Raw genomic sequence first — 15967 nt, 5'->3', positions numbered from 1 at the left:
ATGGTCTCCAACGGCTGGATCGCAGCGCGACGTTCGGACTGGGAGCGGCTCGACACGCTCACCCGCGACGTGGAAACCCGCGGCCTGAAAACCCTGCCCGCGCACGAACTCCGTGACTTCGGCCTGCTCTATCGCCGCGCCGCCGCCGACCTCACCGCCGTCCGCGCCGACCGCACCGCCCAGCCGCTCGCCGACCACCTCAACCGTCTCGTAGCCCGCGCCCACAATCACGTCTACAGCGGCCAGCGCACCAGCATGCTCAGCGTCTGGCGCTTCCTCTCCGTCGACTACCCGCGGCTCTTCCGCCGCCTCTGGCCCTACGTTGCCGCCTCGCTTGCCCTCTGTCTGCTCGGCGCCCTGCTCGGCACGCTGGAATCCATCGCACGCCCGCAGTTCATGCGCGCCACGCTCGGTCCGGAGATGGTCGCCACCATCGAGCGCCATGAGATGTGGACCAAGAGCGTCGTCAGCGCCAAGCCGCAGGAATCCAGCGCCATCATGACGAACAACATCACCGTCACCTTCATGGTCTTCGCCGGTGGGGTCGTCGCAGGCATCCCCACCATCTTCATGCTCTTCTGGAACGGCATGAGCGTCGGCATCATCGCCACCGCGTGCAAACAGCACGGCATGGCGCTTGACCTGTGGAGCTTCGTCGCCGCACACGGCGCACTCGAGCTGCCAAGCATCTTCATCGCCGGCGGCGCAGGCCTTCGCATCGCCAGCGGCCTGCTCTTTCCCGGCTCACTCTCGCGTCGCAACGCCCTCGCTCAGGCCGGCAGTGAAGCCGTCCGCCTGCTCGCCGGAACCATCCCCATGCTCTTCGTCGCAGGCATCCTCGAAGCCTTTCTGTCGCCAACCTCCGCACCGCGAGCGGTGAAGTTCTCCGTCTGCGCGCTCCTGCTCACATGCCTCGGCTACTGGCTCAGCGAAGGTGGCCGTTCGACGAACGATGGAGCACAAGAGGCCATCGCAGAACCCGCCTAGAGCCGTCCCTGCGCCTTGATCTCCAGGTACTTTGAGATCGTGTCCGCCGCCACACCCGCCGCACTCGTCTCCACCACCAGCACGCCACCCGCACGCAACTGCGCAATCGTGATGCGACGCCGCTCCAGCATCTCCTGGGCAGCCGCCGCAGCATACATCCCACGAGCGTCCGCAGGCGCATCGCCCGCCAGCGCCTCCAGCTCCGGATGCTGCAGCAACACCAGCACCACCAGGTGCCGCTTCACCAGTCCGACAACGGCCGCCACAATCTCCGGCCGCCCTGCGGACTCCGTCATCTCCGTCACCCACAGCACCAGCCCGCGCCGACGCTGCAGCTGCCGCAGCCGAGCCGAAGCCAGCATGTGGTCCGCCTCAGCACGCTCGCTCCGCACCTGCGACAACGCATCGATCATCCGCCGCAGATGCAGCGCACCCGAGCCCGGTAACAACTGCTGCTGAATTCCTCGCCCATATGCCAGCAACGCATACCGATCGCCCGACTGCGCCACCACGCGCGCCAGCTGCCCCGCAGCGGAAGCCGCCTGATCCAACTGCGTCACCACCCGCTCCGGCGCATCTCCCTCAACCGATGCATGTCGCAACTCAAACGCCGTGCGCGACAGCCGCCCCGCATCGATCACAATCCAAACCTGCTGCGACCGCTCCGTCGTGAACTGCTGCGTGATCAGCCGGTTGTGCCGCGCCGTCGCCGTCCACGAGATGTTCCGCATCTCGTCGCCCGTCTGGTAATCACGCATCGTCTCAAACTCGCGCCCCAACCCAATGCGCCGCAGCCGCCGCTTCTCCAGCTCGATCTGCCGCGCACGCATTAGAAACAGGTCCGCCTGCTCGCTCGCGCCCTCACCCGCCGCGTACACGCGCACCGTCTGCCGCAGGTCCGCAACAGCCCATCGCTCAGCCAGCCCAAGCACGCTGCGATAGCGAACGTACAGCTTGCCCAGCGCAACATCCCCACGCGTCGACGGCGTCGCAACATAGTGAACAACCGTAGGCTCAATCGGATAAGCCAACCCTCGCACGGGCCACTTCGGAGCAAGCATCGATGCATGCAGCTCATCCGTCAGCAGCAGCGTATGCAACCCCGCCGCAGACTTCACTGCTCGGATCTCGATCTCCGCAGGCAGCCCAAGCTCGGGCGCATGCACAAACGTTCGCGTAAACACGAACCGGTCCGGCGCTGGCAGCATCATCGCATCCGCCAGCATCGCCAACAGCAACACCGCATCCACACCGAACATCAGCCACGGCGTCTTCCCATGCACGAACGACGGCGCCGCCAGCAGCAACGCCGCCGCCAGCAATAGCAGCGCGCGTGGCGTCAGGCCAAACCCCAACGCACGTCCCAGGCGTCTGCCCTTGGGCCGCGCCTCGTGCGTTACCGGTGATGGAATCAGCGTCTGCATGGCCTACTTCGGCAACGGCACCGCTGCCAGGATGTCCGCCACAACGCGGTCTGTGCTGAAGCCCTCAAGCTCCGCCTCGGGCTTCAACAACAGACGATGCCGCAATGTCGGCGGCGCCGCAGCCTTCACATCATCCGGCAGCAGGAACGTCCGTCCATCGCGAGCGGCATATGCCTTCGCCACCAGCAGCAGCATCGCCGCCGCACGGGGCGACGCACCCAGCGACAGCGCCGGCCACTCACGCGTACGCCGCACCACCGCCAGCAGATAGTCGAACAATGCAGGCTCTACCTGCACTGCACGAACCTCCGCCCGCGCAGCCTGCAGCAGCCCCGCATCCACCGCGGCAATCTCCATGTCCTCAAGACGATGACCTGCCGTGATGCGATGATGCCGCTCCAGCACCGTGCGCTCATCCGCAGCCGCAGGATAGTCCACGCGAATCTTCATCAAAAAGCGATCGAGCTGAGCCTCCGGCAGCGGATACGTACCCTCAAACTCCAGCGGGTTCTGCGTCGCAAAGACCGTGAAATAGGCGTCCAGCACATGCGTGTCGCCATCCAGCGTCACCTGCCGCTCTTCCATACTCTCCAGCAGCGCGGCCTGCGTACGCGGCGGCATACGGTTCACCTCGTCAGCCAGCAGGAACTGCGTGAACACAGGCCCGCGATGCAACGAAAACTCACCTGTCTTCGGCGAGAAGACATTCGTTCCCAGAATGTCCGCAGGCATCGTATCCGGCGTTCCCTGCACACGACGGAAGTCCAGCGCAAGGAAACGCGCCAGCGTCTTAACCGCCAGTGTCTTCGCCACACCCGGCACACCTTCAATCAGCGCATGGCCACCGCACAGCAGTGTCAACAACGCCTGTTCCACCAACTCCTGCTGTCCAGCCAGAACCTTCCCCAGCTCGGCGCGTCCGCTGCGGAATAGTTCCAGTGATGGGCTCGTCTCGTTTGTCACGTCGTCTCCACTTGATTGGTTAACTTACCGAATGAATGATTTGCGCTCGCGGGCAATGCCGCACGAAGACGCACAATCTCGCGATCCACCGCCTGCACCAGTACCAGCGCATCCCGCGGACGCAGCTTGTCATACCGCGCTGCATCCGCCCGCTCCAGCACCTTCTGCAAAGGCTGCGGATCAATCCCAAACCGATCGCCCACGCTCGTCGCAACGGCATGCGCATCCGCAGTCGCGGCAGCCTGTGTCAGTCCGCAGCCGCTCACTAAAAACTGCACCAGCCGCCTGCGCGCAGCCTCCGTCGCGGGTTCCGTCACACCAGCCCGCTCGTACAGAGCGCCCATATTTCGCGCAAACTCAATCGGCGAAGTCCGAGGCACAACTAACGGCTCGCGAATGGGCCCGCTGCGGCGGCTATAGCTGAACAGCAGCAACACCACCACCAGGCCAACCTGCACCGCCAGCGAACGCAGCGGCAGGCCCTTCAGGTAGTCCACCGCCGAAGCCTGCTCCCCGTGATAGAACTCGTCGAAGATTACACGCCGCGCGCCCGCACCCTTCGCAGGACCTACCGAAAGCAACAGCAGCCGCAGACTGTTGTCCTGCGCAATGCCGCGATTCGTCAGCGCCTCGGCCGAACTCCACCACACCATCTCGCCGCCATTCGCATACGGCCGATGCACCACCACCGCATCGCTGCCACACCGCTGATCCACGCGCACCGCTGGCTCCGGCGCGTTCCACGGCGTCGCGTCATACGTGGAAACAGAACCCACCTGCGCCAGCACACCGGCGCCCTCGGGCACCGTCGTACAAAGCTCACCTAGGAACTGTGTCGCCGCTCCCGTGCGTCCGCCCGGCAGAAAGTAAGCACCGCGAAATCCCGTCGCCAGCACACGTCCACCGCGCTGCAGAAAGCGCTCGACCGCGCCATACTGCAGCTTCTGTTCACTCTCCGATGGCCCACGCGGCTCAGCCAGAATGTACGTGGTGTGCGGAGCATCCGCTTCATCGAGAGCCGCCGCAGCCGCAACATCCGATCGCGAAACCTCATAGCCAAGATCACCCAGCAGCAGATACGCGCCCTTCGCTCCATGCGTGCCCGAGTTATACGTCGTCGGCTTGGGATCGTCGTCATGCGTCACCGGAGCAACGAACGCCGTCAACCCCACGACAACGACCACCGCCGCCAGCAGCCACAGCACAATCCGGCGATCCGCATTGCCGCTCAAGCCCGCGCCTCCCTGCCTGCAGGATGCAGCACGCTATAGTGCTCCAAAGCCTCGTTGTAGTCCGACTCAGCCGCAGCCTGCTGCCCATACCAGATCCGCTCAAACGCACCGGTCTGCGCACGCAGCGGCTCACGCAGGTGCGATGCAGGATCGATCAACTGCAGTGCCTCGCGCGGTGTCCGCGTGCCACTGCGACGCAGCGTCCGCCGATCCTCCAGCGCAACAATCGAAGCCCAGTAAAGACAGTGCACCGCATCGCGCCACTCCGCCTTTGAAGCATGCGTCCGCGCAAGATTCGCCCATGCCCGCGACTCCGCATCGGCCTGCGCGCGAGCAGCATCACCACCCAGCCTGCCCAGCGCAATCCGTTGCCGGTCCAGCGCGCGAAGCACCCACAACACCAGCAGCGACAACGCAAGCATCAGCGTGCCCCACTGCAACGCCGTACCCAGCCACGGAGCCATGCGGCCCAGCTTCGACACACCACCAAACAACTTTGAGATCTGTCGCGAGATCCACGCACCAATCCGCTCCGTCAGCGAGTACTCCGCCTCGGCCGTTCGGAACTCCTTACGTGCCAGCACTCCATCGCGTGCGCGTCGCTGCTCCGCCGCCAGCGCAGCAGCCTTCGGCAACGCATCCATCTCTGCCTGCTGCTCTACCAGCCGCTCGCCCGCACGCGGCAACAGCTCTGCCCGCAACTGGTGCGTCGGATCGTTGCTGTCATCCAGCAAACTCCGCAACCAGCCAAACCGCTCCACCACCTTGGTGCCATCAGGCGTGGCAACGCGATCGTCATCGCCAACCGCAGCCGCATCGCATGCCGTGATAAGACGTCCGCAATCCGCGACCAATCGCCGCAGACGATCCAGGTGCTCTCGATATTGTGTCGCGGAAACATCCCGCAGCGGCGGCAGTCCGGCGCGCGGCACCATCGCCGGCATTTGCGGCTGCGCCCGCGCCACTCCCAAAGCAGCGACCAGCATCAGCACAACTGCAGTGGTACGGCCCGCCGCCGTCAGAATCCGCATGCAGTCAGCTCAGACCTCAAGAACGTCGCTCGCCACGGGAACGAGGCTGCGCTCCATCAGCACCTCAATGTCATACCCCTCGCGACGCACGCGCTCATCCACATAGATCAGGTACAGCGCAATCGAAGCCACTGGCGTCACCAGCATCGTAGCGACGAACCCAACGACAAGCTCAATCGCCAGCAGCAACACATGCTGCGCGCCGCGCGTCGTGGAAGCCATCAACACAAACGGGATCTGGATGCCGCCCGCGACCATCTGCAACACATACACCAGCAGCAGCGCCAAAAAGATGCGGCCCTTGCGTCCCGCAGCCAGTTGCTTTGATCGCCGCATCGCAGCGTTCACGCCCATGTCTTCGCTCACACCCGCAGGCGTAGCCAGCGCATTGCGCAGAAAATTCAGGATGCCGAAGACACTACCGGCAATCATCAGTAACGATCCAACCAGCCCCGCGATTCCCGTCAGCAGTGTGTTTCCGCGGCGTGCCAGAACACCGATGCTCACCAGCAGAATCACAGCACCAATCGTGACCGGCCACACGGCACTCCAGATCTGCCGAAGCGCAATGCCACTCCACCGCAGCCATCGGCCCTGCACATGCCGGTACGACTCCGCAATGGAAGGCGTCAATCCGCGCGTCATCAAACCCACGGCATCCGCAGTAGCCGCATGCGAGATCGCATACGCCACCAGGAACAACAACGTCGCCGGCAGAAAGTAAACCTGCAGCAGCATCATCGTGCCCATCGCGTTCGCCACCGCATTTGGCGCGGTGCCAGGCGAGAACGTCGTCGGCAGATGCTTATAAGCGGCCACGATCATCCGCACGATATTCGACAGCGTCAGCACCACCGCCGGCACAGCGCCAATCCCTGCAAACAGCCAGAACCGCCGCCGATAGAGCGCCAGCGTCCGGTCAAGTATCTCGCCCGTCGACAGCGGCCGCAGCAGTGGCGCAGGCCCCTGAGCATCCGGTACGACCGGCGCCGGCGGCACATACGCCGCAGGCGCGCCGTAAGCCGATGGTGAAAAACCCTGGTACGCGTCCTGTGGTTCCACCGCTTGGTGCCCTCGCAGACTTACTGAGAGATCGTTGTGCTGGTGAGCCATTGTTGCAGGCCCGACTGCTGTTGTGCACGAAACTTTACGCAGCTATCGATGTTGCCCAACGCATCCCGCAACGAACGCTCGGTAGCCGGAACCGGGTGCGCCGCAAAGAACGCCTGCACATCCGCGCGATCCTCCGTCGAGCAGAAGTTTCCCGTCGCCGCCACCACCCTCTGGCCGCTCGCCACCGTCAACTGTGCCTGCACCTTGTCCCAGTGCTCCTTCATGTACTCCCACGCAACCGCACGCGTGTCCGGCCGGCCCAGCAACACCGACAGCAGGATCCAGCTGTCCTGGTTACGCACCTTACCACTCGTCGCATAATCGATCGTCCGCTGCACCAGCGCCGGATCCGTGAACTGCGCCAGCGACACCAGCAGCCGGTTCTTCTCCACAGGATCGTTTGACGCCTCCGCGGCACGCTGCACCGTGTCATAGAACGCAGCATCCCCGTGCGACGCTGCAATCCTCAGCGCAGCCGCCGTCAGTGCCGGATCCGCCGCATGATCGCCCGCAAAGTACCGCTTCATCATCGCGTTCGCCTCGGCAACCACCGCCGGATCGCCCGCCGCACCCAGCACCTGGAACAGGTCCGCACGCCGCTCCCCAGCCAGCGGTGTCTCCCCCTTCTTCGCCGACGGCAAACCCGTGTAAACCGGCCCAAACTGCGCGCGTGTCCACTTCAACAACTGCGCCCGCTGCGCATCCGAAGCCAGACGATCCCGGATCGACCCCAATCCCTCCAGGCTCTGCTCCAGCACCATCGGATTCTCATCCGCACGCAGCGTCGCCACCAGGTCCAGGTACGACCCCACCGTCCCCTGCCCCGACCGCATCAGCGCATAACGATCGCCCACCAGCCCAATACGCTCCGGAGCAGTAAACGTCGTCGCCGAAGCCATCACCTTCTTCAATGTCGCAGCATCGTAATCGCTGCGATAGAACCCCTTCTCATCCGCATTCGCCAGTGAACTCTTCGCCGGCACCGTCACACTCCCGGCTCCGCTCACCACCTGGCACGCCGCACCCTTCACGCACACAGGCACCGTCCACTCCTGCGGATCGACATTCGACGGCGGCGACAAATAGAAGCGGCTCTGTGCCACGTCATACTTCCCCGCACCATTCGCTGTGAAGCGCAGCAGCGGCTCGCCCGGCTGCTCCACAAAGCTCGCCATGATCTTGTCCACTGGCTTCCCGCTCGCCGCAGTCTGCGACGACCAGAAATCCTCCGCGGTCGCATTCCCAAACTTATGCGTCTGCATGTAGTCATGCAGCCCGCGCTGGAACGCCGCATCCCCCACGTAGTGCTCCACCATGCCGATGACCGCGCCGGCCTTCCCATACGCAATGCCGTCAAACTGCTCCTCGATCTCTTCCGGAGTATCGGCCTTGCTGCGGATCGCCCGCGTCTGCGGCGCTGCATCCAGGTTCAGCGTCCGGTTCACATCCTGCGCAGCATCCTCCCGCAAACCCCACGTCGGCTGCCACTCATCGACGGCCTTGTACTCCATCCACGTCGCAAAGCCCTCGTTCAGCCAAAGATTGTCCCACCACTGCATCGTCACCAGGTCGCCAAACCACTGGTGCGCCATCTCGTGCGCAACGTCCACCGCAACCAGCTTCTTCGCAGCCAGCGGTGCCTTGTCATCCACCAGCAGCGCCGTCTCGCGATAGGTGATGCAGCCCCAGTTCTCCATGGCGCCCGCTTCAAAATCCGGGATGCCGATCATGTCCAGCTTCGGCATCGCATACTTCACGCCAAAGTAACGGTTGTAGTAGTGCAGAAAGTGCTCGGCGGCATGCAGCGCAAACGGCGTCAGTGCGATCTTGTCCGGCGTCGAACAGCTCCGGATCGGCGTCCCATCCGCCTTACCCGAAGTACAAACCCAGTCGCCCACCTGGAACGCCAGCAGGTACGTCGACATCTTCGGCGTCGTCGCAAACGTCTGCGTGTGCATCCCGTTCGCCGCAGGCTTGTCGCTCAGCATGTTCGTATTCGCAATGACGATATCGCCCCTGTCGATCGTCAGCGACAGGTCGAACGTCGCCTTCATCGCCGGCTCGTCAAAGCTCGGGAATGCCCGTCGCGCATCCGTCGATTCAAACTGCGTCACGGCATAATTGCGCTTGGCCGTCTTCGACAGGTAGAACCCGCGCAGCTTGTCATTCAGAATGCCCGTATACGCAATCGACAGCGTCACCTTGCCCGCAGGCAGCGGATTGGCAAAGGTAAACGTAGCCTGCTGCTTCCCTTCGTCATACGCAACAGTTCCGGTCTGCCCCATCGTCGGCGCTTGCGCTTCACCGGTACGCTGCGCAATGGCCTTCACACTGGTGATCTTCAGCTCGATCGCATTCAGCGTGATGGCATTCGCCGGATGGTCCAGCGTCACATCGATCGTCTCGTCCCCGGTAAAGGATGCGGCCTTCAGGTCCGGCGTAATGTGCAACGCATAGTGCTCGGGATGAACATCCGAAGGCAGGCGCTGCGCCAGCATCGGCGACACACTCAGGGCAACAACAAGAGGGGAAGTCAGGGCAAGAAAACGGTTCCGCATGGCAACAGTCTAAGCCCGTCAACCAGGACTAGGCGCCGAATGGCAGAGGTTAGACCGGGCTCGTCAACGTCTGGTTTCCACCAGCACGCTTCACGCTGTACATTGCCTGGTCGCAACGCGTCATCATGTGGTCCCAGCCAATCTCCGAGTCATCCGTCAACTCCGCGAATCCCACGCTCGCCGTTACGCTCTCCATCTCATCGCCGCACCGCACCTGCAGCTCGGCCACGGCAACCCGAACGCGCTCCGCAATCTCCCCGGCTGTCTCCAGGCTCGTCTTCGGCAGCACCGCCAGGAACTCGTCGCCACCCACACGCGCCAGCTGATCGCCCTCACGCAAAGCGCCACGCAGACACTGCGCCACGGCAACCAGCACAGCATCGCCGCAGTGGTGCCCATGCCGGTCGTTGATCTGCTTGAAGTTGTCCAGATCCAGCGCCAGCGCGGACAGGCGGCTCCCCTTCCTGCGAGACAGCAGCAACTCCCGGTCCGCCACCATCTCCACGGCCCGCCGGTTCAGCGTCCCGGTCAGCGCATCGGTCGACGCCTGCACCTCCAGGTCCTGCCGCAGCAGCGCCATCGTGATCCACACGTACGCAACAATAACCCCGCACTGCAGGCACGTCGTCGTGATCACAATCGCCTGCAGGAAAAAGCCACTGTCCAGGTAGTTCGACGGCGCTCCATGAAAGCCAACGCCCACCAGCCGGATCAGGTTCGCCAACCCCAGCATCAGCAGCATCACCGACATGGGCAGGCCAATCTTCCACTTTGTGCCCGACCGCGCCAGGATCACCAGCGCCGTATTCCACTGCTGCAGTCCCAGCACCAGGCTGAACCACGCCAGCCGCTGACTCGTATTTGGATGGATCAGGCCATACTGCAGCACGATCGCAAATCCCGCCAGCACCAGTACGCCCTGCAACATCCGCTGCCAGGGGCTGATCCCGAACAGATCCTCGAGCCCGCGCAAGAGATAGAAATACGCAATGAAGAACGTCGTCGTAGCTCCGACGATCGACAGCGGTTCCGGAATCGATCCGCGCAGCATCACCGCAGTCGCTGCAACCAACAGAAATGCGTTGTAGATCAGGAAGTTACGGACACCCCCAATGCCCCGGTACATCCCGGCATTGGTCAATATCAGCATCATGCATAACGCTAAGAACACGACGTGCTGAATATGTAGGAGGTGCATCTACCGTCCAACCTTCCGCCATCCGCAACAGCCCATGCCCGTAAGTACCGGGAGAAGGCCATCGGGAGGCAAAACTTTCGTTGCGCTTCAGGGGTGCTTAAGTATTGTGTCTAGACTTTACTGGGAATTCTGTCCGAACGCATAAATTCGTGCAATATCGTTTCGAAGATATTTCATCGACGAACCAATTTCGGAAAGACACGCGCACCTAATTGCAAAACGAAATGGCCGCTTCCCAAAAGGAAGCGGCCACCGTGACTACTCTGTAAACACTCTGCTACGGCGTCGAAGCAGCCCGCTCACTGTGGCCGCTCAGCTCTGCAGCCCGCGCCTCTGCGTACGCGGCCGCACCAATCAGCGCACACTTCTCTTCCAGGATCACCCGAACAGGAATCGTGTGCAGCAGCGGCGACAACCGGCCCTTATCCAGGAATGCCTGGCGGAATGGCCCTGACTTCAGCGTCTTCAGAATCTTCGGTGGAATACCACCGCCAAGATACACACCGCCCGCTGCCAGCAGCTTCAAGCCCATGTTGCCGCACTCGGCGCCATACGCAGCCGTGAACATCTCCAGCACTTTCGCCGTCAATTCGCACGATCCGTCTTCGCCCGTCGTCCCAATTACGAAGTTCGGATCTTCCGTCTCCAGGCGCTCCCGCAGCCACGCGGGCTCTTCCATCTTCTTGCCGTCGCGCAGAAACTCGTAGATGTTCTTCAGGCCAAGGCCGCTCACCACGCGCTCCGAGGACACACGGCCCTTCAGCTTCGCCTGCAGCCAGATCAGCATCTCGATCTCCAGCGGATTCCGCGGAGCCCAGTCGACGTGGCCGCCCTCACTCGCCAATGGCACGTGCCGTCGCGCAGCGGCATTCCAAACCAGCAACGCCTCGCCCAGGCCGGTGCCCGCAGACACCAGCGCACGGTGGCCAATCGCCGACTTGTCACCCGGTTCCAGCTCGAACACCTGCTCCGGCCCAAGCTCTGCGATGCCGTACCCGTTCGCTTCCAGATCGTTGATCAGGAAGATGTGCTCGATATCCAGGATCTTCGACAGGTCGCGCGAATCCAGCTCCCAGGGCAGATTCGTCAGCTTCAGATGCCCATCCTTCACAGGTCCCGGGCAGCCAAAGCAGGCAGCGACCACCTGCTCCTCGACCTTGCGCTCCACATCCGGATCCTTCAGGAACTCCAGGACCACATCCTGCAGGCTGGCATAACCGCTGGCGGGGAACTTCTTCGTGCGGACGACGGTCAACTTGCCACCGTCAAAGCTATACAGCGCCAGGTCGACCTTGGTGCCGCCTACATCACCTGCAAGAATCATCGAGTCAACTCCAGTGTTCCCGTCTCTGCATCGTCCACCATGCCAACCTTCGGCAGTCGGCGCGCAGCCTCAGCGTCCAGCAACAATCCAATATGACCGTTCTCCGGCCGAATCAACTGCGCCGGCAGACGCTCCGGGTCATAGTCGCCCAGCAGCACCTCGTGCAGCCGGTCAGCCTTCGTGCCGCCCTCAATCAGGAACACAACACGCTTGCCCTGGTTGATCACCGTCCACGTCAGCGTGATGCGCCACGTGTCCTTCTGCGGCACAAAGTTCGCCACCACCAGCCGGCCCATCGCATCAATCGCATCCGTGTGCGGGAACAGCGAAGCCGTATGGCCGTCATCGCCCATACCCAACAAGATCAGATCAAACGCAGGCGCCTGCGCGCCCTCGAGCCGGAAGGTATTCCGCAGAATCGCCTCGTAACGATTCGCAGCCTCCTCCGGATCCATCTCGCCTTCCATGCGGTAGACGTTCTCCGCCGGCAGCGGCACCTTGCATAGCAACTGCTCAAACGTCATGCGGAAGTTGGAATCCGCATCCTCCGGCGAAACACACCGCTCATCCACCCAATAAAGATGCAGCTTGTCCCACGGCACCTGCCCCAGGAAGGGCTCGGTCGCCAGCAGAGCGAACATGCTCTTCGGCGTAGTGCCGCCTGAGATAGCAATCCGCGCCACACCACGTGCCGCAACAGCATCCACGGCATACTTCGCAAAAACTTCAGCAGCGGCCTGGGCCAGCCGCTCCGGCGTGTCGTACACAAGATAGTCGGCAATCGTCGATCGAGCCATAACGTGTGTCCTCTTCAGAGTCCGATGCACTCCCACATGGAGAGATTGCATGATACCTGTGACCACAAACAATAAGGGAGCGCCGGCAGAGCCGACGCTCCCTCGTGTCAGGAGTTTCTTAGACCTTCCAGGCGCGGCCATCGCGCGCAAGGAGTTCGTCTGCTTCCTTCGGACCCCACGAACCAGCCTCGTAGTTCGGGAAGTCAACCTTCTGCGCCTTCCATGCCTCCAGGATCGGAGTCATCAGCGCCCAGGTCGTCTCCACGCCCTCACGCTCGGCGAACAACGTTCCGTCGCCCAGCATAGCGTCCAGCAATAGACGCTCGTAGCCATTCGCAGACGACTTACCGAACGCATCCGCGTACGAGAAGTTCATCTCCACCTGCGCCACATTCGTCGTCGGTCCCGGCAGCTTCGCACCAAACTTCAGCGAGATACCGTCATCCGGCTGGATGCGCAGCGTCAGGACATTCGACTCCATGCCCTTGTTCGACGAACCCTTGAACAGGTGCAACGGTGGCTGGCGGAACGTAATGACCACCTCGGTCACGCGCTTCTCCAACCGCTTCGCAGCGCGGATGTAAAACGGCACGCCCGCCCAGCGCCAGTTCTCGATCTCGAGCTTCATCGCAGCATAAGTCTCGGTCTGCGACTCCTTGCTCACGCGCTCTTCTTCGCGATAGCCCACCACAGGCCGGTCTCCAACGCGACCCGGTCCATACTGGCCACGCGCCGTGTCTTCCACGCGAATTGGCTCGATCGCCTTCCAGACCTTCAGCTTCTCGAAGCGAACCGCATCTGCCTCAAAGCTGTCTGGTGGCTCCATCGCAACGAACGAAAGCACTTCCATCACGTGGTTCTGCAACACATCGCGCAGCGCGCCGGCAGCCTCATAGAACGGTCCGCGGCCTTCGATCCCGATGCTCTCCGCAGCCGTGATCTGAACACTGTCGATGTAGTTGCGGTTCCAGATCGGCTCAAAGATTCCATTGCCAAAGCGGAAGACGAGGATGTTCTGCACCGTCTCCTTGCCCAGGTAATGGTCGATGCGGAAGATCTGGTCTTCGTGCAGAACGCTGTTCACTTCCGAGTTCAGCTTCTTCGCGCTCTCCAGGTCCGTTCCGAACGGCTTTTCGATGATGACGCGAACCCAGCCGCCACCCTCTTCACCGGTCATGCCGTGCTTGCCGAGACGCTGCGTGATGTCCGCAAAGAACTCCGGTGCGACTGCAAGATAGAACAGGCGGTTTCCCTTGGTGCCGAACTTCTTGTCCAGATCCGCAAGGAACGCCTTCAGCTTTTCAAAGCCCTCGTCGTTATCAAATTCCGTCGCGAAGTACTGAACGCGCTCCATGAACTTGTCGAGCTTCGCTTCGTCCTTGTCGACACCGCCGCCGGCCAGAATGCCATCGTGCATATCGTGTGCGAAGGTCGCGGAAAGATCGCGGCGAGCAACACCCACCACAGCGAAATCCGTCGGAAGCAGGTTCGACTGTTCCAGGTGATAAAGCGCAGGCAGCAGCTTGCGCTTGGTCAGGTCGCCGGACGCACCGAAGATCACAACGATGCATGGCTCAGGAATGTTCTCCTTGCACTTATTTGCCTCGACCTGCTCCTGAGAAACGTTGATGCCGGTTGTTGCCATACTCTTAACCCTCTTCTCTTCTGCGGAAAGGTTGCGACTCTGCCCGTCTCTCAATAGACGTAAACAGAGCCGCCCGGATTCCCATTCTTCGCGTTAGTCCTTCTTGATAGCGTGTCCGCCGAAGGCGTTACGCATCACCGACAGCATGCGATCCGTCATATTGTTCTCTTCGCGCGAACGCAGGCGGCGGATCAGCGACTCCGTGATCACCGGTGCCGACACGTTCAGATCGATCGCTTCGAACACGGTCCAACGTCCCTCGCCCGAATCCGGCACGAAAGGCGCAATGCCCGTCAGCTCCGGATTGTGTGCCAGCGCTTCCGCCGTCAGGTCCAGCAGCCACGAACGCACCACCGAACCAACCTGCCAGATCTTCGCGATATGCGCGTTGTCCAGGTTCAGTTCCTTCTTCGCATCCATGATCGCGAAGCCTTCAGCGAACGCCTGCATCATGCCGTACTCGATGCCGTTGTGAACCATCTTCACGAAGTGGCCGGCGCCCGACGGGCCCGTGCGGCCCCAACCGGTGGTAGCGGAGGGTGCAAGCGTCTCAAAGATCGGCGTCAGCTTGCTGACGACATCTTCATCGCCGCCAATCATCATGCTGTAGCCCTCTTTCAGGCCCCACACGCCGCCCGACGTACCCACGTCGACAAACTCAAAGCCTTCAGCCTTCAGAGCATCGTGACGCTTGATCGAATCCTTGTAGTTCGAGTTACCACCATCGATAAAGATGTCGCCCTTCTGCATCAGGGGCTTCAGCTTCGCGATGGTGTCATCCACAGGCTTGCCTTCCGGCACCATGATCCAGATCGCGCGCGGTGCTTCCAGGTTCTTCACCAGGTCCTCGAGCGAATCCACGCCCACTGAGCCAGCAGCCGTCAGCTTCGCCGTGGTCTCTTTGTTGAAGTCGAAGCCCACTACCTTGTGGCCGCCAAGGCGAAGACGCTCCGCCATGTTGCCGCCCATCTTCCCAAGACCAATCAGACCAATTTGCATGCTGTATTCCTCACTTCTTCATTATGGATTATCTATAACTCGACGCCGTGCGACTGCAACTCTTCGCGAAGCTCTGCGGGGGAGACGAAGTGCAGTCCAATCAGACCGGCAGCATTCGCCGCCTCGATGTTCTCCGCCTTGTCATCGATGAACAATGCTTCACCCGGAACGTCGCCGCCGATCTCGAAAGCAGACCGGTAGATCCCCGGTGCTGGCTTCATCTCATGCACGTATCCGGAGCAAATACAGAACTGAAAATACTTTCTCAGACTGAATCGATTCAATCTGTACTCATTCAGTTCGCGGGACTCGTTATTTAAGGCCGCCTGGCGCACATTTCCACGGGCATGAAGAGCCTGCAGGATGCCCAGCGCACCCGCTTCCAGCAACCTCTGCTGCTGCTCCACCGCACCCCAGACATCCGCCTGGGAAAACGCCCGCGGCTTGAAAAAAACAGTCCGCCGGAAGAACTCATCCGCATCAATCAGACCGCGCTCCCAGTGCCAGTTCGCATCCACGCGCAGCCGCTCAAAATCAGCTTTATCGTCCTCTGAGAAACCCAGCGCCTCATAAAACCCTGCACGCTGCGTACGGCCAAAGCCGTTCGTCAGCAGCACGCCGCCGATATCCCAGAACACCGTGCGAATCTTCAAAGCGACAACACCCCAATCGCAATCGCGAAAGCTGTGTCGATAC

Annotated in this window: 13 protein-coding genes; 1 reads left to right on the top strand and 12 read right to left on the bottom strand. The window is 62.0% G+C overall.

Annotated features, from left to right (window positions below):
- The gene (locus TERRO_RS04935) at nucleotides 1–987 is read left to right on the top strand and encodes a stage II sporulation protein M (protein ID WP_014784898.1); all 987 of its coding nucleotides are present in this window, start codon (nucleotides 1–3) and stop codon (nucleotides 985–987) included.
- Here the strand turns inward: TERRO_RS04935 and TERRO_RS04930 are convergent.
- The 12 genes from TERRO_RS04930 to TERRO_RS04875 form a co-directional block, all read right to left on the bottom strand.
- Nucleotides 984–2411 carry a DUF58 domain-containing protein gene (locus tag TERRO_RS04930; RefSeq protein WP_014784897.1) on the bottom strand — a complete coding sequence of 476 codons (1428 nt, stop codon included), beginning with the start codon at nucleotides 2409–2411 and terminating at the stop codon, nucleotides 984–986. The genes TERRO_RS04935 and TERRO_RS04930 overlap by 4 nt on opposite strands.
- 3 nt (nucleotides 2412–2414) lie before the next feature.
- Entirely contained in the window at nucleotides 2415–3374 is a 960-nt protein-coding gene (locus tag TERRO_RS04925) for an AAA family ATPase (protein ID WP_014784896.1), read from the bottom strand.
- Nucleotides 3371–4606, bottom strand: coding sequence for a DUF4350 domain-containing protein (locus TERRO_RS04920; RefSeq protein ID WP_014784895.1), 1236 nt, complete (start codon nucleotides 4604–4606; stop codon nucleotides 3371–3373). Before TERRO_RS04920 ends, TERRO_RS04925 begins: the two co-directional genes overlap by 4 nt.
- Entirely contained in the window at nucleotides 4603–5637 is a 1035-nt protein-coding gene (locus TERRO_RS04915; protein WP_014784894.1) for a DUF4129 domain-containing protein, read from the bottom strand. The genes TERRO_RS04920 and TERRO_RS04915 overlap by 4 nt, the downstream gene beginning before the upstream one ends.
- 9 nt (nucleotides 5638–5646) lie before the next feature.
- On the bottom strand, nucleotides 5647–6699 hold the full coding sequence (locus tag TERRO_RS04910) for a hypothetical protein (RefSeq protein WP_014784893.1): 1053 nt from the start codon (nucleotides 6697–6699) through the stop codon (nucleotides 5647–5649).
- A 20-nt stretch (nucleotides 6700–6719) separates the two neighbouring features.
- Nucleotides 6720–9308, bottom strand: a complete 2589-nt coding sequence (locus TERRO_RS04905; protein WP_014784892.1) for a M1 family metallopeptidase — start codon at nucleotides 9306–9308, stop codon at nucleotides 6720–6722.
- Nucleotides 9309–9357: 49 nt separating this feature from the next.
- The gene (locus TERRO_RS04900; RefSeq protein WP_157178250.1) at nucleotides 9358–10461 is read right to left on the bottom strand and encodes a GGDEF domain-containing protein; all 1104 of its coding nucleotides are present in this window, start codon (nucleotides 10459–10461) and stop codon (nucleotides 9358–9360) included.
- Nucleotides 10462–10783: 322 nt separating this feature from the next.
- The gene (glk, locus tag TERRO_RS04895; RefSeq protein WP_014784890.1) at nucleotides 10784–11830 is read right to left on the bottom strand and encodes a glucokinase; all 1047 of its coding nucleotides are present in this window, start codon (nucleotides 11828–11830) and stop codon (nucleotides 10784–10786) included.
- Nucleotides 11827–12627 (bottom strand): 6-phosphogluconolactonase, encoded by an 801-nt coding sequence (pgl, locus tag TERRO_RS04890; protein WP_014784889.1) that lies wholly within the window; start codon nucleotides 12625–12627, stop codon nucleotides 11827–11829. Before pgl ends, glk begins: the two co-directional genes overlap by 4 nt.
- Nucleotides 12628–12745: 118 nt before the next feature.
- A complete protein-coding gene (zwf, locus tag TERRO_RS04885; protein ID WP_014784888.1) occupies nucleotides 12746–14272 on the bottom strand; it encodes a glucose-6-phosphate dehydrogenase in 1527 nt (508 codons plus the stop codon).
- A gap of 93 nt (nucleotides 14273–14365) precedes the next feature.
- Nucleotides 14366–15271, bottom strand: coding sequence for a phosphogluconate dehydrogenase (NAD(+)-dependent, decarboxylating) (gnd, locus tag TERRO_RS04880; RefSeq protein ID WP_014784887.1), 906 nt, complete (start codon nucleotides 15269–15271; stop codon nucleotides 14366–14368).
- 32 nt (nucleotides 15272–15303) lie between these two features.
- Complete coding sequence (locus tag TERRO_RS04875; protein ID WP_014784886.1) at nucleotides 15304–15924, bottom strand: HAD family hydrolase; 621 nt, start codon at nucleotides 15922–15924, stop codon at nucleotides 15304–15306.
- Nucleotides 15925–15967 lie beyond the last annotated feature (43 nt).

Source organism: Terriglobus roseus DSM 18391 (genome assembly GCF_000265425.1).
Classification (GTDB): domain Bacteria; phylum Acidobacteriota; class Terriglobia; order Terriglobales; family Acidobacteriaceae; genus Terriglobus; species Terriglobus roseus.
The sequence above is the reverse complement of the archived record's forward strand: the minus strand, read 5'-3'. Positions and strand labels throughout refer to the sequence as shown.